Source organism: Halocynthiibacter styelae (genome assembly GCF_016123485.1).
GTDB classification, from domain to species: domain Bacteria; phylum Pseudomonadota; class Alphaproteobacteria; order Rhodobacterales; family Rhodobacteraceae; genus Halocynthiibacter; species Halocynthiibacter styelae.
Window position 1 is genome coordinate 435251 of the sequence record NZ_JADCKQ010000001.1, and the last position, 24946, is coordinate 460196.

The window sequence follows — 24946 nt, forward strand, 5'->3', positions numbered from 1 at the left end:
TAATAATGAATCTGATTAAACAAATCGCCGCCGTCACCTTTATGAGCGCAACTGCCGCTCTGGCAGGTAATCTTGAAACAGTACGCATCGATCCGGAAGTATCCCGCTTCGACCCGATCACTCAGATCGAGCCAAGCTGCGTTGCTTACATTCCGAACGTTGTCCTCTGGGATCATGGCACCAGTCACTTTGTGACAGGCATTCAGGATCTGACCAACCTCGATCGCCGCACTGCAGGCTCTATCGCGCGGCAGTATTGCCGGGCTGTTCGCCTCAACTACCCTGACCCAATCGGTGATCTGCGCGCAAGCATCGAACAGTTCATGTAACTGCAACATCGAGTTCCCGCTAAAAAACGCAAAGCCGACGTATCCACGTCGGCTTTTTGTCGTTTCAGACTTCTGCCCCGTAGAGCCAGTCATAGCGCCGGTAAAGCAGACCAGGGGCAAACCGCCCGGCCAGCCCGGCAGACCCGAAAGATATCCCCCTCATCAGGCTGCCCTGGCTGTGAAACAGACGCAGATTGGCAGCTGATACTTCCTGCACTTTCGTTGCGCGTTGTATTCGCGTCTGAAAATAGCGATGCCCCGCTGCGATAACGTCGCCACCCTGCCCCAGCACACGTGCCAGAACCACGGCATCTTCGAACGCCGCAACCGCACCTTGCGCCATGGAAGGCAGCATAGGGTGCGCAGCATCGCCCAGCAAAACAACACGGCCGTCAGACCAGCGCGGCAGCGGTGCACGGCCATAAAGCGGCCAACGGAACATATTTCCGGCTTCCTGAATGATCTTTGTGATCACCGGCGACCAATTGCCAAAATCGCGCATTGCCTCTGCCTGTGTGCCCGCCTGCCGCCAGCCATCGCGCCCGGGCTGATCATCATGCAACGGGTTTTCTGTTTCCACGATACCAACAAAGTTAATCAGTGCGCCCTTCCGCATCCGGGTGGTCACAGCATGTTTGCCTTCCCCGGCCCAGATACATCCGGTCGGCGGCGGCACAAATTCCCCAAGACATTCCGCAGGCACAACAGCGCGCCAGGCGGTGTTGCCCGTATAAACCGGCGCGTCGCCACCAAACATCTGATTGCGCAGGCGTGAACGCACCCCATCCGCGGCGACCAGAAGATCTGCTGACAATTCGGTTCCATCGGTCAGCTGCGCAGTAACCTGATCGGCGTTCTGGTCATAGCCGGTAACCTGCGCCCCTGTGGTCAGCGCACCTGGTGCAAGAATTTCCAGGCGCGCCCGCAGGGCTTCAATCAGATCCGGGCGATACACCTGAAGATGCCGTGCGCCCCACCGCTGCGTGGCCACATCTTTCATTCTCAGTGAGAACACCTGCCGGCCCGTCGACCCCATCCGCATTTCAATCGCATCCGGTTCAAAGACCGCAGGTTCAAGTCCCGGCATAACACCAAGTTTATCAAGGATTTTTATGCCATTTGACGAAATTTGAACCCCTGCCCCGACCTCACCAATCTCTGGTGCCTGTTCCAGCACACGCACCTTATGCCCACCCTCAGTCAGAGCGATCGCGGCACAAAGCCCGCCAATTCCGCCACCTGCAATGATGATCTTCATTGTTCTGTCCCTTATTCTGCAGACATGCGCCTGTTCCCACACATTCTGCCAGTCCGGAACAAAGGTAAAGCGGACGAATTGCAGCAGCCGGGCCAGTGTCAGCGTGCGACGATCAGATCCACCTTCAAGCCGCCAAGCGCAGGGCTTTCCCCAAGACGCAGACTGCCGCCATGGGTGCGCGCGATATCAAAAGCAATCGCAAGGCCCAGTCCGGTTCCGGCACTCGATTTATTCTGATTGCGTGAAGGTTCCAGGCGGACAAAGGGTTTCACCGCCTCAGCACGGTCTTCGGGCGCGATGCCCGGCCCGTTGTCTTCCACCCGGAACACAAAGCTGCGGTCATGCATTAGCAGCGCCACCCGCACCTTACTGCCATAGCGCAAACCGTTGCCAATCAGATTATCCAATGCCCGCGCAATCGCCTGAGGTCGCAGGGACGTCAAAGGCACATAATCCGGCAAAGTCATTTTCACATCTGCCCCGTTGCGGCGCGCCTTTTCAACCGAGTCCCGCACAATTTCCACCGGGTCACATTCTGCAATCTCATCAGCCGCATCGCCACGTGCAAAATTCAGGAAGCTGTCAATCAGACGTTCCATATCGGCAATATCGTCCTGCATCGCCCCGGCTTCTTCCTCATCCTCCATCATAGAAAGCGAAAGTTTCAACCGGGTAATCGGGGTGCGCAAATCGTGGCTTACACCTGACAGCATCATCGTGCGTTGTTCAATCTGACGTTCAATTCTTGACCGCATCGCCAGAAAAGCACCACCCGCCGCCCTGACCTCTGTTGCACCACGTGGCGTATATTCCTTCCACTGCCCCTTACCGAAAGCCTCTGAGGCTTCGGCAAGCTTTTTGATCGGGCGCATCTGGTTGCGCAGGAAAATATAAGCAACCACGGTCATCAGAAGGCTGGTAAACATCATCAGCACCAACAGCTGATGCGGATTTCGGGCAGACACACGGGACCGCGGAAAGCGCACATTCAGCATTCCATGACGGGTGGGCAAGGCAAACTGCACCTGATTCTTATTGCTGCGCAGATCAACACCACCAATTTGTGGCAGACCTTCACGCAGACTGGCAATCACAATCGGTGCAGTCAGATCATAGAACACGCTTTGATCTGCGGCTTCGCGATATCCCGGTTGAAATCCGGTTTCGAATTCAAGTGGCACTGAAACGGCCTGCAGAAACCGTTCAGCCCCTGAGATATTCCCCTGCGCATCCACCTGTTCCACCACCCAGGTCAGCTCCCGCAGCACATTCCCCGTCATCTGTACCGTAACGTCTTCGTAGTGCCGTTGAATAAAGACAATGGACACCACAAGCTGAATGGTGACAATCGGCATCACCAGGATCAGCGCCGCACGGCCATAAAGTGTGCGGGGCATCAGGTTTTTCAGCCGGGTTCTGACACCGGGAAGCACCCGGGCAAATATAGAAGACATACGCATGCCTCAGCTTAACCGCGTGAGGAAGCGGCGAAAAGGTGAGAATGCACATGAATACCCAGCCCCCCACCGCCGGAGCCCTGACAGAATATGAACCGGGCGTGGCGATGGTGCTGGCACCCAACGCGTCCCCGATGACATATTGGGGGACAAATACCTGGCTGATCGGTGAAAACCGTCTGGCTGTTCTGGACCCGGGACCGATGGACCAGGCGCATCTCAGCGCCCTTATAAACGCCATCGATGGCCGGCCTGTTGACTATATCCTGGTCAGCCACGCCCATGTAGATCACTCCCCCCTTGCGCATCCCCTCGCGACACAGGTTGGTGCACCTGTTCTGGCCTTTGGCCCTGCCACCCGCGGTCAGAAACCTCATATGCAGGCCCTTGCCGCAATCGGGCTGGCAGGTGGCGGCGAAGGGATCGACACTGGTTTTAAACCGGACCGCACCCTGGAGGACGGAGAGACCATCCTTGTAGACGGCAGGATGCTGACATCCCTGCACACCCCCGGCCATATGTCGAACCATCTGTGTTTTGCCATGGAAGATATCCTGTTCTCAGCAGATCACGTCATGGGATGGGCGAGTTCTCTGGTTTCGCCCCCTGATGGTGACCTGACTGAGTTCATGAAAAGCTGTGAGAAACTCGCCGCTCGTCAGGATCGGATTTATTACCCTGGCCACGGCGCCCCCGTAGAAACCCCAGCTGACCGCATCGCCTGGCTGCTGAATCACCGCCGTTCCCGCGAAACTCAGATTGTTGCGGCGCTCCGGGATGGTCCTGCCAGTGCCTCCACGCTTACAAAAAGAATCTATACCGACGTAAACCCCGCCCTTTTGCCCGCCGCAGAGCGAAATGTGCTGGCCCATCTCATTGATCTGATACAGCGCGGCCAGGCAAAACCGCTTGGCGACCTGACCGCAGAGGTGAAATTTCAACTGATCTGATTATGACACCCCAGCAAGCGGTAGCCTGAAACCGAAGTATAAAAAAACTTCAAAAAACTGCAAAAATCCTCTGGACGCCACAAATCAGCACCGCTATATCACCCACATATTCCGGCGTAGCTCAGCGGTAGAGCAGTTGACTGTTAATCAATTTGTCGTAGGTTCGATCCCTACCGCCGGAGCCAATCACACCGCAAGGCGTTGATTGAAAACAAAAATCCCGCTCCGAGAAATCGGGCGGGTTTTTTTGTTGCACAAAGCTTTGCACAAAAGTTTGCACAGAATTCCTGCCCCTTGCCCGGCACCTCCCACCTCAGGAGGCCCTCAATGGCACTTAAACAACCTCATCTTGAACTCAGACCCACCGGCTTCTTCTGGCGCCGACGTGTTCCGGCACACGCAAAAATGCGATTCATACCCGCATTTTTTTGTTTTCCCTTAAAGACCCAGGTCATCCGCGAAGCCGCAGTTGTTGCCCGTCGCCTAACCGCGATCAGCGACATCTGCTTTTACGCAGAGATCGACATGTCGCCAGATATCATGACCAATATTTTAACAACCTACGCCAGTCTTGAGATTGAGGCGTCAGATCGTCTGCGCGCGCTGACGGGTCCGCGCAGCCGTCAGGCAGCCGAAACAGCACTTGCGGTTGAAGCCGCCTCCCGGGCTGCATTGCACGACGCCATATTCCTATGCGACAAAAGCCCTGCCCTCGATCCGATCCGTGTGACCGCGCAACATCTTGGCATTACACTTGATGAAAAAGAAGAAGATTTTTTTGTCCTTGCTGATAAAATGTTGCGCCTGCTGATCGAACTCAGCGACGAAAAAGATCGCCGGGCTCGCGGGGTTTTCTCGGACACTCAACCTTATTTACAAATGGCTCTGCAAGTTCCTCAGCCTATCCCTGCTGCCCCCTCACAAGTTCCAGTTTCTGCATCCGAGGCTCCTATCGTTAATGACAAGCAAGAAACACTTCCAGCGCAAACTCAATCGGCGACATCTTCAAATGAGGACTCTGCGATTACCGCTGCTGAGGCACCCGCAGAGGAAGAAAGACAGAAAGACGAGGTGTTTTTCGAGCGCGAGGGGCTGAAGGTTTCCGTTCAGACGGCAAAAAACCCGCCAGCCCACGTTCTCGACGGAAGCGATGGCGGCGTGCTCGATCTTTGGGATTCCTGGTTTGAATACAAGAAGAACGGCCTGAGGCAGGAAGGCTCCTATATCTACGAAGATGAGAAACTTGCCGAGAAATTCAAGAAAGATGCTGGCACCGTTCAGTCCACCCGAAAAATCATCTCGGACATGATCGGAAACAAACCGATCCACCACGTCACTGATGAGGAATGGGCGGCCTTCAATAACTTGTTGTTCAAGCTCCCGAAAAATCACGGCAAGTCACCCTTGGACAAGGAGCAACACTGTTTTGAGATCATTGAACGCGAACAGAAAAAGAAGGAACGTGAACAACGCAAAGCAGAGATCAAGATCCAAAAGGAGCGGATCGGCAAAGATGAAGCCGAAGCCCTTCGAGAAAAGGCCAACTTCAAGACAATCGCCCCCCGCACCGTGCAACGTCACCAGGGAAATCTGAGATCCGCCTTGAACCACGCAGTGGATCTTGGGGTGATCTCCCACAATTCATTCAAGCCATTTGTGCTGAGTGAAAAAGCGATCGATGAGTTGCGCAATGCGCGGCCGGAAACAACCCGCATGCTATGGTTGGGCGAGTTTAAGGATCTTCTGGGCAAGGATAAATGGACTGCGGCCAAGACCGAGATTGACGACCCGCTTTACTGGTTGCCAATCATCGCCAGACTCCACGGCTTGCGCAGTGAAGAAATCCTCCAATTGAAGCCTGAGAATATCCGAAGTGATAGTGATGTCCTGTTCTTTGACATCGAACGTGGCACCGGTCAAAGCGCCAAAAGCAACAACGCCCGCCGTTTCGTTCCTATCCACAGCCAGTTATTGGAACTGGGCTTCATGAAACTCGTCGAGCATCAAAAATCACTCGGGAAAAGAAGGATCTTTGATAAAGTGAACCGGTCAAAAAGTTCAAAGAACACCTTCACGGCAACCTTCACAAAGAAGTTTACTTACTACCGAAAATCGCGCGAGATCTATGCAGAACGGCTGGACTTCCATGCGCTTAGAACGACCTTTAACTCGAAGATGGTCGGGTATGCCATACCGGACACCGCGCGTCGCTACATGATGGGTCACAGAAACGAAGACGTGGGCATTATCAACTACCTGCCCGAAGGCTTCCCACTCAAAACACTTAAGGAGCTTCTCGAACTGGATCAAATCGACCTATCAATGGTTACCAGACGATTTGAAAAAGCCGAGACGCCGCGAAAAGGTCCCTACCTTGCCGCCCAGGATGGTGTAAAAATGAGGGCACTGAAAACTGCGTGATCGCCAATGGCTCGATCTAAACGTATTTAGGACTGTTGCCGCCGCCAACTCGGGCGGCGGCACTTCATAAGCAAACTTAGTCTACATCGCCACGATGCGAGATGCGTGACGGCGATCGACGATGCGTTGACGGGCGCATTTGAACGCTTTCCAGCTTTCAATCAAGGTCCACGCCCTTCTGAACATATCGGTAAAGAGAAAATCAGAACTGGAGTCGTTTGCTATAGCGAAATCGCCATAACCTTTGCCATCGGCAAAGGTTTCGATCTCGTTTAGGCGATTCACGAGTATCCGTTCTATCTCTTCGAACACTGCTTCATCTTTGAGATGGAAAAGGTCTGCATGAGAAATCCGCACGAGCGTTTCTGCAGTGCCAGGCGATGTGCCGATGCCGATAGAAGAGGCCGTGTTTCTCCAAAGCGCAGCAAAGCTACCTGCTGCCCTGATGGCCAATAGCGCTTCTTCTTCGCGGATTTGGTAGATGCAGCCTTGAAGAGCCATAGAAATCTCCTTTGATGGGAATTGTGATCAAGCTACGAGTCGGGTTGGTATGCGCTGGTATCATTTCATTTTGTCTTCCTTGTTCGCTTGGGTTGCACCGGTTTCTGCGCGTTCTCAACCAGAAGGAACGCGGGAAACCGGAGACAGCCAACCGGGTTATTTCATGGCACTAAGAGCTTCGAACTCGTCGAGCAGATCTTCGCTCACCATCTCCAGTTCATGCTCGCCGACTGAGCTGCCGATGTAACTGTCAGCCGTGTCGCGCGAGTGCTGGTTGCACATGATCATTGCCATGCGCACGCCCTCTTCACCTCTCGCGCCAAAATAATCATGCATCGAAGTACGGGCAATTTGCGCCCCGGTGCCAGCTATCTCGCGCCAGACATTGGTGACGTAGTTCTTTGCCACCGGAATGCCGTTGGGGTGTACGAAGAGCGGGCGCTTGCTGTTTTCCGCATGATCTCGGAGCACCTCAAGATACCGTGGATTGTTGTCCTGGAGCACCAAAGCATCAACAAACCGCGACATCATCGGATGAATTGAGCCGGGGAATTCGCGGCGACCGTCGAGCAGCGCGGTCTTACCAGGCTTATAGCCCCGAAAGCGATAGCGATCGGTATCCCAAAACAATGTCTTGCCAAAGATAATCTTGTCCCACTCTCGACGAAGCGGTAAAATTGCGGGCAACGCAAAAGCCGCTGCGCGGTTGCGCTGAATGTGCCGTTTGCTGGGGGGTACTGCCTTTTCGGCTTTTTCCAGCAAGTCGTGGGCGTCTCGGATAATATCGGGCGGGCGCCCGATGCCGTGAAGCTTGCCATACTTAAGCTGCGCCGTGTTCGCTTCCTCATCCACCAAGGTTTTCAGCGTCTGCCTCAATGCACCCATCAATTGATCGGAGTAAGTGCTTCGGTGACGGGCAAAACGCTCCAACTCTTCCCAAGTCGCGCGCAGAGTCGCGGGGCGTAAAGGTTCACCCGACCGACTGCTGATGCGCGTTGAGAGATCGGCATAAAAAGCCGTCAGCCCTTCTTGGTGCAATTCTTCCGATAGCCCTTCGCGGCGCATCACCAAAGTGTATTGGCCCAGTTTCTGCGCCATTCGCGCTTGGATGTCCGATGCAGGTGCACGCTTGTCGCCCGCCGTGCGCCGGATCCGAAGCCCTTCGAGAACGGCCTGCCAATCGGTCGGAAGGTCATTGGGAGCTACCGAGACGCTGCGGGTGTAGTGCACCCTACCTTTACTCGAATTGCCTTTGTGCTGCTTCTTTGCAGTAACAAGCGACAACGCCTCGTCGATGGCGGCAAGTTTTGGATCCGCCGCGTCGAACATGGTAAGTGCGGCGTGCAGGTGAGCCAACTGGCTCACCCCGTCACCGAGGCTCGCAAAAGCCAGGAAATCCTCGGCCAGCGGATCGGTCAGCGCAAACTGGCCAAGGTGATCGAAGAACGCATCTAAAGCACGCAATTGATCGAGGCTCAGCGTTGGAATGACAGGATGACTCGATATATCCTGCCATACGGGCTTAGCAAGGATCCGGAAACGGTTGGCCATTACCCAAACGCCTCGTCCATGATTTCATCCTGCACTTCCTCGATGACGATCGCTTCGTTTATCCATGCGTAAAACTTCTCTACGACGCTGGGGGAATTGTTCAAAAGCGTCGCAACTCTACCAATATTTGCGAGCGACCGTCTGAGCATGATGCTTGCGACACCGTGTCGAAAGTTGTGGGGCGTCATCGGCATTCCGATCGCCTCGCTCGCTTCACAGAGATATTCATAGAAGACAGACTTTGAGAGGTGCCCAGCACTTTGCAATGCGACAAATAAGTGAGGGGACTCAGAGCGCTGCAATAAGTCCTGCATCTTCCCGAAACGCAAACTTTCAAACGGCTGATCAATTCCGGCACACCATTGCGCGTTCCCATAAGGAAACAGTGGGCGAATTGTCTTGATATACCAATCAAGAGTCTGCGCGCCTTCCAGCGCGTTGCGCCGGATCTTCTGGCGCGGCACAGGTTTACCTTTTCTGACCTTCATTTCCTTTCGGTTCAACGCAATTTCGTAGTGATCTGCATGACCCGTGGGCAGGAACAGGTTCGAAGTCGGACCACGGTGACGAAGTTGAAGGACGTTTGTCACGCGGTTAGGTGCGCCACACAGTTCGATCGCCGCGAACGCTGCACACGTGCCGAACATCCGCACCTCGCGCAATTGCGACGCGGTCAACATCTTGTCCGTCGCAAGGATATCATCCGCGCGGTCGCGATAAGCAAAGTGCTGGGTAAGGAAGCTGCGCCGTCTCTGCGGAATATTGATAAGTGGGCGACAAAACTGAACCGTTTTTGGCGACATTTCGTCGGCCCTCTGCTTCCCTTCTACGAGAAATTCGCAGTCTTCACGGACCTTCGCAAGGGAGCTTGGATCCATTTCGTTGCGATCAAGAACCGTCATGACATGGCCAAAGTAGTCATATGCTGACCTTGGGTTCAGGCCATCAGGCATCTCTGACCTGTTGTTCCAGTTTGCGGCTACGACCCATGCGGTATCTTCCGTAAAAAGCTCTGAGAAATCAGTCAGCGTATCAAGGTCGATTTGGCCACCGCGCTCCCGAGATGCGCTCCAAACGTAGGAACGCAAGGCCGACCTGTAAGTGCCGACTGTCGTTGGCTGCCAAGCATCTGAGTGCTTGTCGGTTGTTCGGTCATATTTCGCGTTCTTCAGTCGGCCGATCTCCAACACTTCATCGATCCAAATGTCCAAATGTGGAGGCAACGCGTTCTCAAATCTGCGACGGGCTCTGTTGATATCAAGTTCATCGGGAAGATGTGCCGCAATACTGCGAATGCACTGATAACGCTTCAGGACTTCCAGCGCTCGTAGATGCTTGCGACGTATATTGTCGCTTGGAGCTCTGTCGAGGATCAGGGCAATAGCTTCGCAATCGAGCTCTCCCGGTTCGATAGCAGATTTGCGAGCCCAGTCGGCAAAAGCTACCACCGCGCCTGCTTCGCCCCCGTGAATGGGGCCTCCATTGTGAGACAGAGTATGCAACAGCTCGTTCAGGAGTGCCCAACCATCCTGCCGCGCTTTACGTTCCTTCTCGGCGGCAACTGCACCATTGCTATGTTCTATGCGGCGACGCACCTTGTTGCGCCATTTGTTGTAACCGTTGCGTGACTTCCAGAAACTGCGTTCTCGGCCAGGAACTTGCACCATGCGGTGTGCGAGCGGGAACATTTGGTCGAACCACTCGACATCCGCTTCAAAGCTGGCCAGCGGTGCCGCAAAGTAGTCTGCAACGCGCTTAGTAGCCCGAGCTTCGTCATCCCTCCCGGCAACGTTTGCGTCGTCATACACGTCTTGTAGGTTTTTTGGTTTTGGTGGTTCTGTTGCGACCGGGATGGCAATAGAATTCGCGATCTGAGTTAGAATGCTCATGGGGCATTTCCTTTTCTTGTTATGGAGGAGATTGGTTGTTTTCGGTGCATCTAAAGGCTTGGAGTGCAATAAATGTCATTCTGTCGCAGCTTTAACAGATCCTTAAATAGCCGACAGTTTGACATCGCGGGGCATGCAGTGCGCAGGGGCGTTTGCGGTGCAAAACGAGATCATTCAGTGCAAGAATCCGACCTCAATCTGGGCCAGACTGCACGACAAAGCGGGCTGCCGTACCAAGCACACCACCTGAAAATTCAGGCGCTGGTGTCTTTCTATTGGCCGCTTGAACCTCTGGAAGCTCCGAACAAATACGTTGTACCTCTGACTTAAAGTACCACTTCACGCCCCCCGTCAAAATGACGTGCTTTGGCTCAGCGCAACCAGTTTTTCCAAACTCGACTTCCAAGTCTGTCAAAGTACACCCCAGTGTGCCCGCGGTCTCATCCGAGGTCAGAAACAGACTCTTATTGAGAGGCAGTTCTGTGAACGTGTTTCTTGGATTTCGCGAGCACTCAATTAGCTGGCTCTGGACAAACCTGTTGCGTTTTGGGCCAAACACGTAGAGCGGTGGTAAATATAGCTGACCATCCAGGATTTTGGCTTTCAATCCATCCACGGGCTGGCCCAGTTCCTCGGCGGCCTCCGAAATCGTCATAAGTGGTGCGTTCGTAAGGTCGTCAGCTGCCTTCGCCTCCACGCCGAGCGCGCCTTCGATCACTCGACGCCAAGGATACTTGCGACCTAACGCCAGCACCCCAAGCTCTCCCAATAACTCATCAACGTTGTTTCGCGAAATCCGGAGCCATCCAGCAATTTCAACTTTATTGGCGCCGCCCATTAGGTCGCAATAACCTTCTGTTCCCATCGATATCTCCTACGTCTTTTCAGACAGGAGATGGAGGCAAACTATACATCGGAAAAACAAAAACTATGACAAACTGGATGCAGATCTAAAAGCTCATCGGCCACATCACAGGAAAACCCTGATGCGACCTCAATTTCAGTCGATAAGAAATTGAAAACATTATACTTACAAAATTTCGATTAATTCCTCGTAACATCAATGGAGTTCAAAAAAATGCCGTATCCGCAAACTGTGTCGGTTCATTTCGTCAGTAAAGCGAGAATGGCTTTTGTCTGCGGCATCAGCTCGAGGCTTACCGAGATATGAGCCCGCCATGCCGGTCCACTCGCCAGGGCGATCTCATACCCCACGAAAAAATGGTGTGGGGTATATATAGGCCAATTTCTTACCCTACGAAATATTTTTTGTAGGGTATCCTTGCGCAACAAGACGAGCATGCAAGTCTTAGTGCTTTAGTAACAACCTTCAAAAAGTCCCTCTTTTGTTCAAAATCGGAGACGATCGATCCAGCCAAGTTTCGCGCAACCGTCGTTCAGCATCCAAAATGTAGCTGCCAGGGTTGTGAGAATGGTGTCACCGAAGCCTCTAAATCCGCCGAAATCACTGCGAGTGGTTTGCCGACCGACGGCGCGCTGGCTCATTTTTTTGGAAGACAGAACCTCAATCGACCTAATGCTTGCACCAGAACCGCAATTTCTTCTATTTTTCCGCCCCCTTAAAGTGTTAGATTTTATAAAAGTTTCAGGATTACATTTTGAGAATCATCGACAACATTTCTGTCCTACTGGGAGACGAACTGAAAGAATCCGTCGAAGTCGGCTCAAAAATCCGCGTGGCGGCCAGTTGTTTTTCAATCTTTGCGTATGAAGCGCTGAGAGATGAACTGGAAAACGTCAAAGAGCTCGAGTTCATCCTGATTGACCCCACGTTCATTCCGAACGAGGCATTAGGGCGCTCAAAGAAAGAAAAACGTGAATTCTTTATCCCGAAACAACTCAGGGAAACTGCGCTCTACGGCACAGAGTTTGAGATTCATCTTCGGAACAAATTGACTCAAAAGGCCATCGCAAGACAGTGTGCGGATTGGATCCGGAGGAAGGTTACCTTCAAATCCAACGCAACTGACGCTCCGATGCAGCAGTTCGCGACCATCGAGGCAAGCAAAGGAAACAAGGTTTTCTCGCCTATCAGTGGGTTTTCGGCGGTCGACTTAGGCTACCAGCCAGGCAACGCTGTTTCTAATTTCACTCATGCATTCGAAGATGATCTGTCCACAAAAACCTATCTTTCTTTATTTGATCAAGTCTGGGCGAACCCCGAAAACGTTCAAGATGTAACGGATCAGGTCCTTCAACACATTGAGGCCGTGTACCAAGAGAACTCGCCACAACGAATTTATTTCTTGATCTTGTATAACATCTTCAAGGAATTCCTTGAAGATGTTGACGAAGATGTGCTGCCCAACGACCAGACGGGTTATCTGGATAGCCTCGTCTGGAACAAACTGTTCAACTATCAAAAAGATGCAGCCACCGGAATAATCAACAAGCTGGAAACCTATAACGGCTGTATCCTTGCGGACAGCGTTGGCTTAGGGAAAACCTTTACCGCGCTTGCGGTAGTGAAATACTATGAACTGCGGAACAAATCCGTTCTGGTTCTTTGCCCAAAAAAGCTCGCCGACAATTGGCGCAACTACAACACGAACCTTAAAACAAACCTCTTTGCAGCTGACCGTTTCAACTACGATGTCCTCTGTCACACTGACCTCTCAAGAACATCGGGCGAGTCACTGGGCATACCACTCGACCGGATCAATTGGGGCAACTATGATCTGGTCGTCATCGACGAATCTCACAATTTCAGAAATAACGACGTCTACAAGGATCGTGAAACTCGGTACCAAAAGTTGATGAACAAGGTCATCAAATCCGGCGTAAAGACGAAAGTTTTGATGCTTTCCGCGACCCCAGTTAACAACCGTTTCACCGACCTTCGCAACCAGCTCGCATTGGCTTACGAGGGGCATTCGGACACGTTGAGCCGAAACCTGAAGACCAAGTCCAGTGTTGAGGAAATCTTCCGGAAGGCCCAAACTGCCTTCAATACTTGGTCGGGGCTCCCCCCAGCGGAACGCACAGCACAATCGATTCTCAGAGCGCTGGATCTTGATTTCTTTGAGCTTTTGGACTCGGTGACAATTGCGCGTTCTCGCAAGCATATCGAGCAATTCTACGACACAGCTGACATCGGGCAATTCCCCGAGCGAAGAAAGCCAATTTCCCATCACCTCCCGATCACCTTCCGCAAGGATGTCGTGGGATTTGACGAAATTTATAGCGATCTATCCCTACTAAAAATGGCTGTCTACGCGCCGGTGAATTACATCCAACCGAGCCGCCTCAAAAAATATGAAGAGCTCTACGACACCAAAACAGAGGGCGCTAAAGGTACTTTGCGCCAGGCCGATCGCGAGCGTAGCCTGCAAGCGCTGATGACGACGAACCTTCTGAAGCGCCTTGAAAGTTCTGTAGAAGCATTCCGTCTCACCTTAGGTGCGCTGAACCGAAACATTGGTGCGATGCAGGAAGCCATTGATCGCTTCGAGGCCAGTGGCGGCAATGGCGGGATCGAAGACGTCTTAAATGAGATGGACAGCCTGGACACCGACGATGACGACCTGTTGGGCCTCGGCGAATTTACCATCGGCAAAAAGATCCAAATCGACCTTGCTGATATGGACATCCCAACCTGGAAGGCTGATTTGGGCGGTGACCACGAGATCATTCAAGGTCTTCTGGCAGAGATGGACAAGGTTGGTGTTGACGAGGATGCTAAGCTCCAACACCTAATCGAGGTCATTAGGCAAAAGATGGCCACGCCATTGAACCCAGGCAATCGCAAGGTCCTGATTTTCACTGCTTACGCAGACACCGCCGAATATCTTTATCGCCACGTCGCGCCTGCCTTAAAGGGCGCAATGGGATCTGAAACAGGAATCGTCACGGGCTCAGGAAACCCAAAAACGACACTGAAGCCTCATTACGATTTCCAATCGGTTCTGACCCTTTTTGCCCCCAAGGCGAAAGAGAAGGCACTGATTATGCCGGAGGTGCCAGAAGAACTGGACATTTTGATCGGAACCGACTGCATCTCCGAGGGGCAAAACCTTCAGGATTGCGACTACCTGATCAATTACGACATCCACTGGAACCCAGTTCGGATTGTGCAACGCTTTGGCCGGGTTGACCGGATCGGCTCACCCAACTCCGCCATTCAGTTGGTCAACTACTGGCCCGACATCTCGCTGGACGAGTACATCAACCTCAAGGAACGCGTCGAAAACCGGATGCACATCGTCGATTTGGCTGGCACTGGTGAAGACAACGTGCTGACGGCGAAAAGCAGTGATGTTGCCTACCGTAAGGACCAGCTGCAGCGCCTGCAGGAGGAGGTGATCGAGCTCGAGGATGTTAAAACCGGCGTTTCCATTACCGACTTGGGCCTGAACGACTTCCGCATGGACCTGCTGAACTACACCAAGGAACATGGCGACTTGGCCGGCCAACCCAAAGGTCTGCATGCAATCGTCCCGTCCAACCCCGCCAAAGGTCTACGCCCAGGTATGATCCTTGCTCTGCGCAACATTCAACCGGACGTGAACGTCAACCAACAGAACCGCCTGCACCCCTATTACCTGATCTACCTGGATAATGACGCCAACGTAATCGCCGACTACACTGAGGTGAAGCGACTGCTCGACATGATCCGCTCAAGCTGCAAGGGCCTGGACAAACCCATCAAGGCGCTCTGCGATGCCTTTAACTCGGAAACCAAAGATGGGCGCGAGATGGGCAAGTATTCCGAACTGCTCAGCGATGCGATCAAATCCATGATCGAAGTAAAGGAAGAGCGCGACCTCGATAGCCTCTTTTCAGGCGGACACACCACCGCGCTGACCCACACCATCGCAGGTCTCGATGATTTTGAACTGTTGGCCTTCATCGTCGTGAGGGATCCTGCATGACGGCGCTCTACGACTACCCCAAAACCGCGCTGCTGAAACGTGTCGTGCCCAAAACGCGGATTTATGAACGTGTGCAGGCAACTACGGCGCTCAAGGACAAATTCGTCGCGCAGGTGGATCAGATCACATGGCGCGTCAAACTGGCCCCGGAAACGATCAACCTGCCAGCCACCAAATCCGTGCCAGAAATCCAAATATTTCGCGTCGCGCTAAAGACAGACACTGTGCAGGATGACGTGCTCAAAGCCATCGACCGCGCCATTCCGTTTCCCATCGTGTTCGAACTTGAATACGACCAAAAAAACCAAGTCGCCGCGGCGCATAAACGCCCGTCAGAGGCCGAAACAGACAAGTGGGTTATCTCCGATTACCTACGGTCCAACTGGCTGCCAGCTGACGTGCCACGCACCACATTGCCAGTGGCGCTGAACCTCGGTGTGCTTTATGAACAGATCCTGACAGCGCTCATGCCGATTGTGCCGCAAACGGCGGAATCCTTAGGCGCGCGGATGGACCGGGCGCACGCGCTGAAAACCAAAGAGCGTGAGATCAGCCAGCTGAAATCAAAGTTGAAACGCGAGACGCAATTCAACATCAAAATGACATTGCACGGTCAGCTGCGTGAGGCGCAGGCGGACTTCGAGCATCTGAAAAAGCCGGAATAGGCAGGGGAAAGACTATGAGTGACGAGATCGACAAGCTAAAAATGCACAGCCCTGACCTGACGCAGGACAATATTGCCAAGATCCGCGCGCTGTTCCCCGGCTGCGTAACCGAGGCGGCGGGTGAGGATGGCAAGCTACGTTTGGCGGTGGATTTTGACCAGCTGCGTCAGGAATTGTCCGACAGCATCGTCGAGGGGCCGCAGGAACGCTATCACCTGAACTGGCCAGGCAAGCGCGAGGCGCTGATCACCGCCAACGCCCCCATCGCCAAAACCCTGCGCCCCGCGCGGGACGAAAGCGTGGATTTCGACACCACCCAGAACCTGTTCATCGAAGGTGACAACCTTGAGGCGCTGAAGCTGCTGCAAGAGACCTATCTGGGCAAGGTCAAGATGATCTACATCGACCCGCCGTATAACACGGGGAATGACTTTGTTTATGATGATGATTTTGCGGAAACCGTCGGTGAATTCTTGGCAAAGTCGCTTCAGGAAGATGACGACGGAAACCGCCTTGTAGCAAACCCAGAAACTAATGGGCGCTTTCACTCGGATTGGCTGTCTATGGTTTTCCCGCGCCTGCAGCTTGCGAGACGCCTATTGCGTGATGATGGTTTTATCGTCGTCAGCATTGATGACGTCGAGTGCCATGCATTGAAACGAGTGATGGACGAAGTTTTTGGAGAGGCAAATTTCGTCGCCTCGCTTGTTTGGGACAAGAACCGAAAGAACGATGCGAAATACTTCTCTGTCGGGCATGAATACATGCTTGTCTATGTGAAGTCCCTTCAAGAACTCAAAGATCATGACATCAAGTTGCGCGCGCCCAAAGAGGGTGTCGACGAAGCCAAGGCAAACTTTGCTCAGCTTCGGAAAGAGCACGGTGAAGATTGGGAGAAAATCGCAGGAGGCATGAAGGCTTACTATAAGACCTTCGAGGAGGATGATCCCCGTCTACCTCTGGCGCGATACACTAAATTTGACGCTAAAGGCCCATTCCGAGACGATGGAAACATAAACTGGCCCGGCGGCGGGGGCCCGACTTACGAAGTGCTGCATCCGGAAACCGGAAAGCCTTGCAAACTTCCTAAGAGTGGATGGCGCTACCCCACGAAGAAGCGTTTTGATGAAGAGGTCGCCAAAGGGCGTATCGTCTATGGGCCGGACGAGACAACGGTTCCGAGGGTCAGAACCAACCTTTTTGAGAATTTTGACCAAGTACTCACTTCGGTTCGTTACAGCTATGCACAAACCGCCACTCTCGAATTCGAAGAGATCTTTGATGGAAGCAGGGTGTTCGAAAACCCGAAGAACTACAAAGACTTGTCGCTATTGGTGAATTACCTTACCGGCCCAGACGATATTGTATTCGACTTCTTTGCTGGCTCTGGTTCGACAGCTCACGGTGTAATGCACGCGAATTCCAGCTATGGTGGCAACCGAATGTGTATTAGCGCTCAAATTGGAGAAGAAGTTGCCAAGGATAGCGAAGCTGCCAACTATGGATTCAAGCTAATCTCGGATATTTCCAAAGAACGCATCCGCCGCGCGGGTCAGAAAATCCTCGAAGGCGAATGTCACCCCGATTGGAACAAGGATGTCGGCTTCCGCGTGCTCAAGATCGACAGCTCCAACATGGCCGATGTGTTCTACACGCCGGATCAGACTTCTCAGGCCGATCTTCTGTCCCGTGTGGACAACGTCAAACCCGACCGCACGGCAGAGGATCTGTTGTTCCAGGTCCTGCTCGACTGGGGCGTCGATCTGACCCTGCCCATCCACCGCGAGACCGTACAAGGCAAAACCGTCTTCTTCGTCGACGACACCGCCCTGATGGCCTGTTTCGACGCTGGCATTTCGGAAGAGCTTGTCAAAGAGCTGGCAGGCCATGCCCCCATGCGGATCGTATTCAAGGACACCGGCTTTGCCAATGATCAGACCAAGATCAACGTCCGCCAGATTTTCAAAGCCATGTCGCCCGAGACCGAAGTAAAGGCGATTTGATCCCATGGACGATGCTGCCCTACACCAAAAACTGATCGAGTTGATCGCCACATGGGAAAACGAAGTTGTCGAGTTCAAAGAGGTCTCGAACGATTATGACACCGACAAGATCGGGCGCTATTTCTCGGCCATGGCGAATGAAGCCAACCTGCAAGATGTTAGCACCGGATGGCTGGTGTTTGGTGTGAACAACAAGACACGCTCTGTGGTTGGAACCGGCTACCGCTCTGAACGTGAACGCCTTGACGGATTGAAGCATCAAATCGCACAAGATGCTGACCCTCGCACAACCTTCCGTCAAATCCATGAGGTTGACGTGGATGGCAAGCGCGTTGTCATGTTTGAAATTCCAGCTGCGCCGCGTGGAATCCCAATTGCATGGAAAGGGCATTATTACGCGCGTTCAGGCGAAAGCCTCGCGCCATTGGGTATTCCGAAGCAGGACGAAATTCGTTCTCAGGCATCAGTTGGTGACTGGACAGCGCAACTGGTTGATGGCGCTACACTGGATGACCTCGACCCCGAAGCTGTCGAGCGCGCGCGCAATAATTTCGCCCAAAAACACCAGAACCGCATCGATCCAGATGAGGTCCGGGGATGGCCGGTAGCAACCTTGCTGGATCGGGCCAAGGTAACGCAGCGCGGACAGGTGACCCGCGCAGCGCTATTGCTTTTGGGGCGCGCCGAGAGCGCCTATTTGCTCTCCCCGCACCCTACGCAAATGACATGGAAACTGGTGGGCCAAGAAACCGCGTATGAGCATTTCGGCCCGCCCTTTCTTCTGACAACATCGCAACTCTATCAACGCATCCGCAATATCCAACTGCGGCTCTTGCCCGATGATGAGTTGCTGCCGCATGAGGTTTCCAAATACGATCAAAAGGTTGTGCTTGAGGCGCTGCATAATTGTATCGCACACCAAGACTATGGCCAGAACCAAAGGGTGATAGTTACGGAAAAACCGGACCGTCTGGTGCTCGAAAATGCAGGCCGCTTTTTTGAGGGTGAACCCGAAGACTATGTTCGCGGTGACAAGACCCCACGTGGATATCGAAACCCGTATCTGGTGCAAGCAATGGTCGAGCTAAACATGATCGACCAGATGGGCTATGGCATCCAACGGATGTATGAGACGCAACGCAAGCGCTACCTTCCTATGCCCGACTATGAGGTTTCCGGCGATGCTGTGGAAATGACGCTCTATGGCGGTGTCGTTGATACGGCGTATACGCGCGTCCTTATGGAAAACGGTGGATTACAGCTGACGGATGTGTTGGCTCTGGATCGTGTGCAGAAAGGCCTGGATGTGCCAGACGCCGCGATTCAAGCACTTAAACGCAAGGGCTTAGTCGAAGGCCGCAAACCCCGCTTTCGGGTTTCAGCAGCTGTAGCGGCCCTATCGGCGACTAAGGCCGAGTACATCAAAACACGGGCGTTTGACGACCAGCATTATGCCGATTTGATACTTAATTATCTAAGTGAGTTTGGCAGCGCCTCAAGAAAGGAAGTTGATAACCTGTTGTGGGACAAACTCAGCGATGCACTGAATGCTGCGCAGAAGAAAAGTAAAATTGGCAATATACTCAGCAAGTTAAGGGCCGAAGATGTGATTTTCAATGCAGGTTCCCGACCTGCGCCTCAATGGAAGAAGTGCGAATGAAACGGGAACATCCTAAGAAAGAAAATAAGAAAGAAAATAAGAAAGAAACGCCGAATTTAAGAAAGCGTCGCTCATGAAGATCAAGTTCAAGTCGCAAGACTATCAGACAGCCGCGGTCAAGGCTGTCGTCGATTGCTTCGAAGGCCAGCCCAACATGGCGGGCCAGGTCTACCGGATTGATCCTGGTGTCCGCGCGCAGATGCGGTCCGATGAAGATGGCTTTCGCAACGCCGATTTCGCCATGCCTGCGAGCCAGATTCTGGAAAACATCCGCAAGGTGCAGCAACGTCAGAACCTGCCCCTGTCCGAAAGCCTAAGCACTTTTGTCGATGACAAGGGCAAGCCCAAGAAGGCGAGCTATAAGGCGGGCGCTGCCATCAACCTCGACATCGAGATGGAGACCGGAACGGGCAAGACCTATTGCTATATCAAATCCATCTTCGAGATGAACAAGCGCTATGGCTGGTCCAAGTTCATCATCATGGTGCCGTCGATTGCGATCCGCGAAGGCGTGGCCAAGTCGCTGGAGATGACAGCAGAGCATTTCGTCGAAAGCTACAGCAAGAAGGCACGGTTCTTCATCTACAATTCCAAGCGGCTGCACGAGCTGGAGAGCTTTTCCTCGGACGCGGGCATCAACGTGATGGTGATCAACCGTCAGGCATTCGAGGCCGCAAACAAGAAGAATGCCAGCGAAGAAGCGCGTCGGATTTACAGAGAGCTTGACGACTTCCAATCACGCCGCCCCATCGACGTGATTGCCAAGAACCGCCCGATATTGATCCTCGACGAACCGCAAAATATGGAAGGGCCTGCGTTTCTGACGGCACTGCCACAGTTCAACCCGCTGTTCATCCTGCGCTATTCTGCGACCCACAAGACGATCCACAACAAGGTGCATCGTCTGGATGCGGTCGATGCGTTCAGCCAGAAGCTGGTCAAGAAGATCGAAGTGCGCGGCATTCAGGCCAAGGGTCTGACGGGCACGAATGCGTATCTTTATCTGGAGGGCATCCAGATTTCCAAGAGCGACCCTGTGGCGCGGGTCGAGATGGAGGTGAAAACCAACTCGGGCATCAAGCGGGCGCTGCGCAAGGTCGAGAAAGGTCGCAACCTCTTCGATCTGTCCAAGGGGCTTGATCAATACCGTGATTTTGTGGTCTCCGACATCGATGCGCGCGTGGATGAGGTGCATTTCACCAACGGGGCCGTTCTGAAAGCCGGTGAAGCCAGTGGCGACATCACCGAACGCGACATCCGCCGCATTCAAATTCGCGAGACAATCTCAGCCCATCTGGAACGTGAAAAGCAGCTATTCACCAAGGGTATCAAGGTGCTTTCGTTGTTTTTTATTGATGAAGTTGTGAAGTATCGCGACTATAGCGCTGATGATGAAAAAGGCGAATATGCCCATGTGTTTGAAGAGGAATATGAGGCCCTGAAGGCGGAGTATCTTGGGGAGCTGCCACTCGAAGACGAAGCCTATCGCAACCACCTTGAAGGCATTCAGGTTGGTACCACACACAACGGTTACTTCTCGATTGACAAGAAGGGCAAGCTGGTTGATCCCAAGGTCAAGGCGCGTGGAGAGTTTGCAGGCCTGACGGATGATGTATCTGCGTACGACCTGATCCTGAAAGACAAAGAGCGACTTCTATCGTTTGAGGAACCGACACGCTTCATTTTCTCACATTCTGCTTTGCGTGAGGGTTGGGACAACCCCAATGTTTTTGTGATGTGCATGCTCAAGCATAGTGACAATACGATCTCCCGCCGCCAAGAAGTCGGCCGTGGCTTGCGTATCTCCGTCAACAAAAACGGCGACCGTATGGACCATGCCGCGACAGTTCACGACATCAATGTCCTGACCGTGGTTGCAAGCGAAAGTTACAAAGACTTTGTCGGTGGCCTCCAGAAAGAAATTGCCGAAAATCTGTCCGAGCGCCCACGCCAAGCGAACGCCGAATACTTCGAGGGCAAGTCGATCACGGTGAACGGCAGTGAAACCACTGTGTCAAAGGACATGGCCAAACGTATCGAGCGGTATCTCATCAAGAACGACTACATTGATAACAACGACGGCATCACGCAAGCGTATCATGACGCGCGTGACGCGGGCACGCTGGCTACGTTGCCCGAAGAACTTCTCGAGCAACAGGAACAAATCCTGCAACTGATCGACACCGTCTTCAACGGAAGCCAGCTTGAAAACATGCTGGGCGATGGCCGCAAGCCCAAAGCGATCCCGCGAAATAATAACTTCGAAAAGAAAGAGTTTCAGGAACTGTGGCAGCGCATCAACCGGAAAGCAGTCTATCAGGTCGAATTTGACTCCAAAGATCTGGTCAAACGCTGTGTTGATGCTTTGGACCGGGATCTCTTTGTCTCACCTCTGCAATACGTCGTTACCGAAGGCAAACTTTCGGATGAGTTGACTGAGACCCAGCTGCGAGATGGAGCTGCGTTTAAACAATCGGGCATACGCAGTGAGGAAAGCAGCTCTGCCCACTCGCGTGTTTCATATGACGTCATTGGCAAACTTGCCGAGGGTGCGGACCTGACGCGTGGATCGATCGGCAAGATCCTGACCGGAATGAGTGCTGCGAAGTTCTCGACGTTCCAGGCCAATCCGGAACAGTTTATCTCTGAGGCCTCACGCATAATCAAAGAGCAGAAAGCCACGACTGTCATCGAGCATCTGACCTATGACGCAACAGCCGACAGATACGACACCGATATTTTCCCGGTAACCCAGAGTGGTACGGACCTGACGCAGGCTGTCGGGAAGTTGCGAAACCACATTTACGACTATGCTGTAGTCGACTCCGGGGTCGAACGGAAATTTGTCGAAGACCTGGACACAAGCGATGACATCGTCGTCTATTCAAAGTTACCGCAAGGGTTTCTCATCCCCACGCCTGTCGGTGACTACAACCCCGATTGGGCAATAGCTTTCAAAGAACAATCAGTGCAACATATTTATTTTGTAGCAGAAACAAAGAGCTCTCAGCCGTCTTTGAAGTTCCGCGAGCTGGAGCGAGAGAAAATAAAATGTGCCAGAAAATTCTTTGAGAAGATCGCAAACAGCGTCCCATGTGACCGTGTAAAGTATGATGTTGTGTCAGATTTTTCTGAGCTCATGTCTGCTGTTCGGGGCGTTTCTTGATACTTCAAAGGGGTGTGGTGCTGGAAAAGCCATTGCGGGCAAACAGCACATCTCGCCTGTTGCCAGTTCAAGGTGTTCCTGGAGAAGTATTCGGCGAAGCCTGTCTATGCGTTTGAGCCAAGTTAGACGCAGGTCTGGTCTTAAGGTTTGCGCGTATTGATGCGCCCACTCATTGGTAATTTGCCTTGGGGACAGGCCGAAGGTTTGGGCAACCGCCGCGACCGCAGGCACAGGGTTTTCCTTGACAGGAACTCCCGCTGCAACGGTCTGACGCTGTAGCTCGGCCCAGTCGTCTGCCCAATGAAAGCTAACTTCAACTTCAAGCTGGCGGGCTGCAGCGCTTATTCGGGGCCAGCTCCTTGGTAATTCATTGGTTTCGCTTAGAACTTGATCAACGATACCGCCAAATGGGATCTCGGCCAGAGGACTTTTAAACGTTTCTTTCTTTCTTGTGTGATTGAAAATCGTCGTTATCGCGGTAAGGATCGACCTGGTCGCGTTATGCGATAGGCCTCGGAATGCCGCGTGGCCCTTGATTTCACCCACGAGGTGCTCTGGTAAAGGCACATTTCCACTGCGGCGCTTATCAGGAAGTGGACCAATATCAGCTTCATGAAGAAAGTCAGAATTGGGGGTAGATGCCCGTATGGCGTCAAGGCACTCTACACCCCGTCTAAAACGGTCGCGGGATGTAGCAGCACTGATGCCTGCAAGCGTTTCGCAGGCCCAATTATGTGTGAGGTCTGGCGGAGTAAGCCCGCACAGAACGGCTTTATTACGAATTGCACCGAGCGCATGAATTTTCTCACGTTGTAGACCGATCGCCTTCGCCAGATCCATAAGGGCGTGCCATTGGTCCGGCGGCGGACACTGAGCCTTTGGCGCTGGCTTTTTCTTCCCTTCTGGAATGAGAAGGTCCTTTGCAGGAAGAACTGTTCGAAGCTGTTCGTCTTGTACTGCCCTCAACATGTTCAGTAATTTAGCGGCCTTCCGCAATCGCGCTCTATTGTGAACCAAATCTTCATCTCGCAAGATTTCATCAAACTGCTTTTGCGTAATTTCAAGCGGCGCGCATCCTGCGCATCTATTTTTTAGAAAATGCAATGGATCCAGAGGATCCGCATACCCTGCGCGAACAGCCGCGCGTTTGAGCTCTTCCCAGGCATCAGGGTGCTTTGCCAGTGGGTCATGATCGAGGACCGCCTTTATCACGCGGGTCAAATAGATATGGGTGGTTCGCTTTCCTTTATCTTGATGCAAGCGCCCCGAAATTTTTGCGATCGTTTTTGGTTCGATCAGGCATGACGGTGCAATGTCATCTGCTGCATCAAACAAACGAGACGCCACGGCACAGCAGTAGGCTGCGCGCAACCCAACACGTTCATTTGGCGCCAACGTCTCGTAGAGCACAGCAAGCTGAGGTGGTAACGGCAACTCCAGCTGACCATCCTTTCTGTATTTGGGCATGGGGCCAATGGGCTGCATCGTAAGTAAGCCACGCTCTGAAACCTTTGGAATTTCGCGCAACTTATCTAATGTGACGAAGGCCTTTCGTAGCCGCTGGCGTTCGGACCCAAATAATGTGGCGTCTGCAGCGATAGCTATTTCGCGTGAGATTTCTTTCGGGTTCACTTCAATCCCAAACGAGCGTTCAAGCGGAGCCTTCAAATCACTCAGCCCTGAACCAATCTGCGCTTCCGCCCCTAAAATCCGCAGAATTTGGATACTATCATAGTCTTCTGTCCAAACGAGAGACGCTATCATCTTATTCAAGGCGCAACGGCTTGACTGGTAGAGCCGCAATCCACCAAAAGATACAACGATTGGGTCTTCGTTGTGCGCCTGCTCGGGCATTAAGCTCTCAAGGCCTGACTGGCTTGCTGCAACACCGCGCCAACTGGCCTCAAAAGCAAGATCAAGAAGGTCAAAGTGCGCCAACGCTACCTGCGGTGCCATTACTTGAATCATGCCCTTGGTGCAGGCGGCATGTATATTTCCCAACGTGCTAATCATTTCGGATCTCCTTCACTGGGTAAGTTGGCTTCTTTTCTGAAATCCAAAGCTATTAATGCCAGTAGTGTCGTTCTTAATGAATGGCTATCAGCGACCACCGGCGAGTAATCTTGTGCCGCTGCGCACTATACTCCACGAGACACAATTAGGCGGCATTCAACTCTTGCTTTAAGGTTAGCTTATACTTATCT

Annotated in this window: 15 protein-coding genes and 1 tRNA gene; 9 read left to right on the top strand and 7 right to left on the bottom strand. The window is 52.9% G+C overall.

Translation table 11 applies throughout. From position 1 onward, the window contains the following. Positions 1 to 5: 5 nt before the first annotated feature. Complete coding sequence (locus H1D41_RS02125) at positions 6 to 329, top strand: hypothetical protein (protein WP_228847348.1); 324 nt, start codon at positions 6 to 8, stop codon at positions 327 to 329. Positions 330 to 393: 64 nt separating this feature from the next. On the opposite strand, the gene H1D41_RS02130 is transcribed toward H1D41_RS02125, so the two are convergent. Both H1D41_RS02130 and H1D41_RS02135 read right to left on the bottom strand, forming a co-directional pair. Continuing rightward, positions 394 to 1587, bottom strand: coding sequence for an FAD-dependent monooxygenase (locus H1D41_RS02130; protein WP_228847349.1), 1194 nt, complete (start codon positions 1585 to 1587; stop codon positions 394 to 396). 98 nt (positions 1588 to 1685) lie between these two features. Continuing rightward, the gene (locus H1D41_RS02135) at positions 1686 to 2984 is read right to left on the bottom strand and encodes an ATP-binding protein (protein ID WP_228847350.1); all 1299 of its coding nucleotides are present in this window, start codon (positions 2982 to 2984) and stop codon (positions 1686 to 1688) included. Positions 2985 to 3094: 110 nt separating this feature from the next. Here H1D41_RS02135 and H1D41_RS02140 point away from each other — a divergent pair, with 110 nt between their 5' ends. The 3 genes from H1D41_RS02140 to H1D41_RS02150 all read left to right on the top strand — a co-directional run bounded on the left by H1D41_RS02140 (position 3095) and on the right by H1D41_RS02150 (position 6415). Beyond that, positions 3095 to 3994: an MBL fold metallo-hydrolase gene (locus H1D41_RS02140; RefSeq protein WP_228847351.1), complete on the top strand. Its 900-nt coding sequence runs from the start codon at positions 3095 to 3097 to the stop codon at positions 3992 to 3994. Between the two features lie 110 nt (positions 3995 to 4104). Next, positions 4105 to 4179: transfer RNA gene (locus tag H1D41_RS02145), tRNA-Asn, on the top strand. Positions 4180 to 4321: 142 nt separating this feature from the next. After that, positions 4322 to 6415 carry a tyrosine-type recombinase/integrase gene (locus H1D41_RS02150; protein WP_228847352.1) on the top strand — a complete coding sequence of 698 codons (2094 nt, stop codon included), beginning with the start codon at positions 4322 to 4324 and terminating at the stop codon, positions 6413 to 6415. 81 nt (positions 6416 to 6496) lie between these two features. Here the strand turns inward: H1D41_RS02150 and H1D41_RS02155 are convergent, their stop codons facing one another. The 4 genes from H1D41_RS02155 to H1D41_RS02170 form a co-directional block, all read right to left on the bottom strand. Next, complete coding sequence (locus H1D41_RS02155; protein ID WP_228847353.1) at positions 6497 to 6916, bottom strand: hypothetical protein; 420 nt, start codon at positions 6914 to 6916, stop codon at positions 6497 to 6499. 156 nt (positions 6917 to 7072) lie between these two features. Next, a complete protein-coding gene (locus tag H1D41_RS02160; protein ID WP_228847354.1) occupies positions 7073 to 8467 on the bottom strand; it encodes a hypothetical protein in 1395 nt (464 codons plus the stop codon). Further along, on the bottom strand, positions 8467 to 10356 hold the full coding sequence (locus H1D41_RS02165; protein ID WP_228847355.1) for a hypothetical protein: 1890 nt from the start codon (positions 10354 to 10356) through the stop codon (positions 8467 to 8469). Before H1D41_RS02165 ends, H1D41_RS02160 begins: the two co-directional genes overlap by 1 nt. A 193-nt stretch (positions 10357 to 10549) precedes the next feature. Further along, positions 10550 to 11221, bottom strand: a complete 672-nt coding sequence (locus tag H1D41_RS02170) for a hypothetical protein (RefSeq protein ID WP_228847356.1) — start codon at positions 11219 to 11221, stop codon at positions 10550 to 10552. 754 nt (positions 11222 to 11975) lie between these two features. On the opposite strand from H1D41_RS02170, the gene H1D41_RS02175 reads away from it, so the two are divergent. The 5 genes from H1D41_RS02175 to H1D41_RS02195 all read left to right on the top strand — a co-directional run bounded on the left by H1D41_RS02175 (position 11976) and on the right by H1D41_RS02195 (position 22742). After that, positions 11976 to 15248: a helicase-related protein gene (locus tag H1D41_RS02175; protein ID WP_228847357.1), complete on the top strand. Its 3273-nt coding sequence runs from the start codon at positions 11976 to 11978 to the stop codon at positions 15246 to 15248. Then, the gene (locus tag H1D41_RS02180) at positions 15245 to 15913 is read left to right on the top strand and encodes a DUF4391 domain-containing protein (protein WP_228847358.1); all 669 of its coding nucleotides are present in this window, start codon (positions 15245 to 15247) and stop codon (positions 15911 to 15913) included. Before H1D41_RS02175 ends, H1D41_RS02180 begins: the two co-directional genes overlap by 4 nt. 14 nt (positions 15914 to 15927) lie before the next feature. After that, positions 15928 to 17916: a site-specific DNA-methyltransferase gene (locus tag H1D41_RS02185; protein WP_228847359.1), complete on the top strand. Its 1989-nt coding sequence runs from the start codon at positions 15928 to 15930 to the stop codon at positions 17914 to 17916. A 4-nt stretch (positions 17917 to 17920) separates the two neighbouring features. Then, on the top strand, positions 17921 to 19576 hold the full coding sequence (locus H1D41_RS02190; RefSeq protein WP_228847360.1) for an RNA-binding domain-containing protein: 1656 nt from the start codon (positions 17921 to 17923) through the stop codon (positions 19574 to 19576). Between the two features lie 73 nt (positions 19577 to 19649). Beyond that, positions 19650 to 22742 (top strand): type III restriction-modification system endonuclease, encoded by a 3093-nt coding sequence (locus H1D41_RS02195; protein WP_228847361.1) that lies wholly within the window; start codon positions 19650 to 19652, stop codon positions 22740 to 22742. On the opposite strand, the gene H1D41_RS02200 is transcribed toward H1D41_RS02195, so the two are convergent. Further along, positions 22698 to 24755, bottom strand: a complete 2058-nt coding sequence (locus H1D41_RS02200) for a hypothetical protein (RefSeq protein WP_228847362.1) — start codon at positions 24753 to 24755, stop codon at positions 22698 to 22700. The genes H1D41_RS02195 and H1D41_RS02200 overlap by 45 nt on opposite strands. Positions 24756 to 24946: the final 191 nt, after the last annotated feature.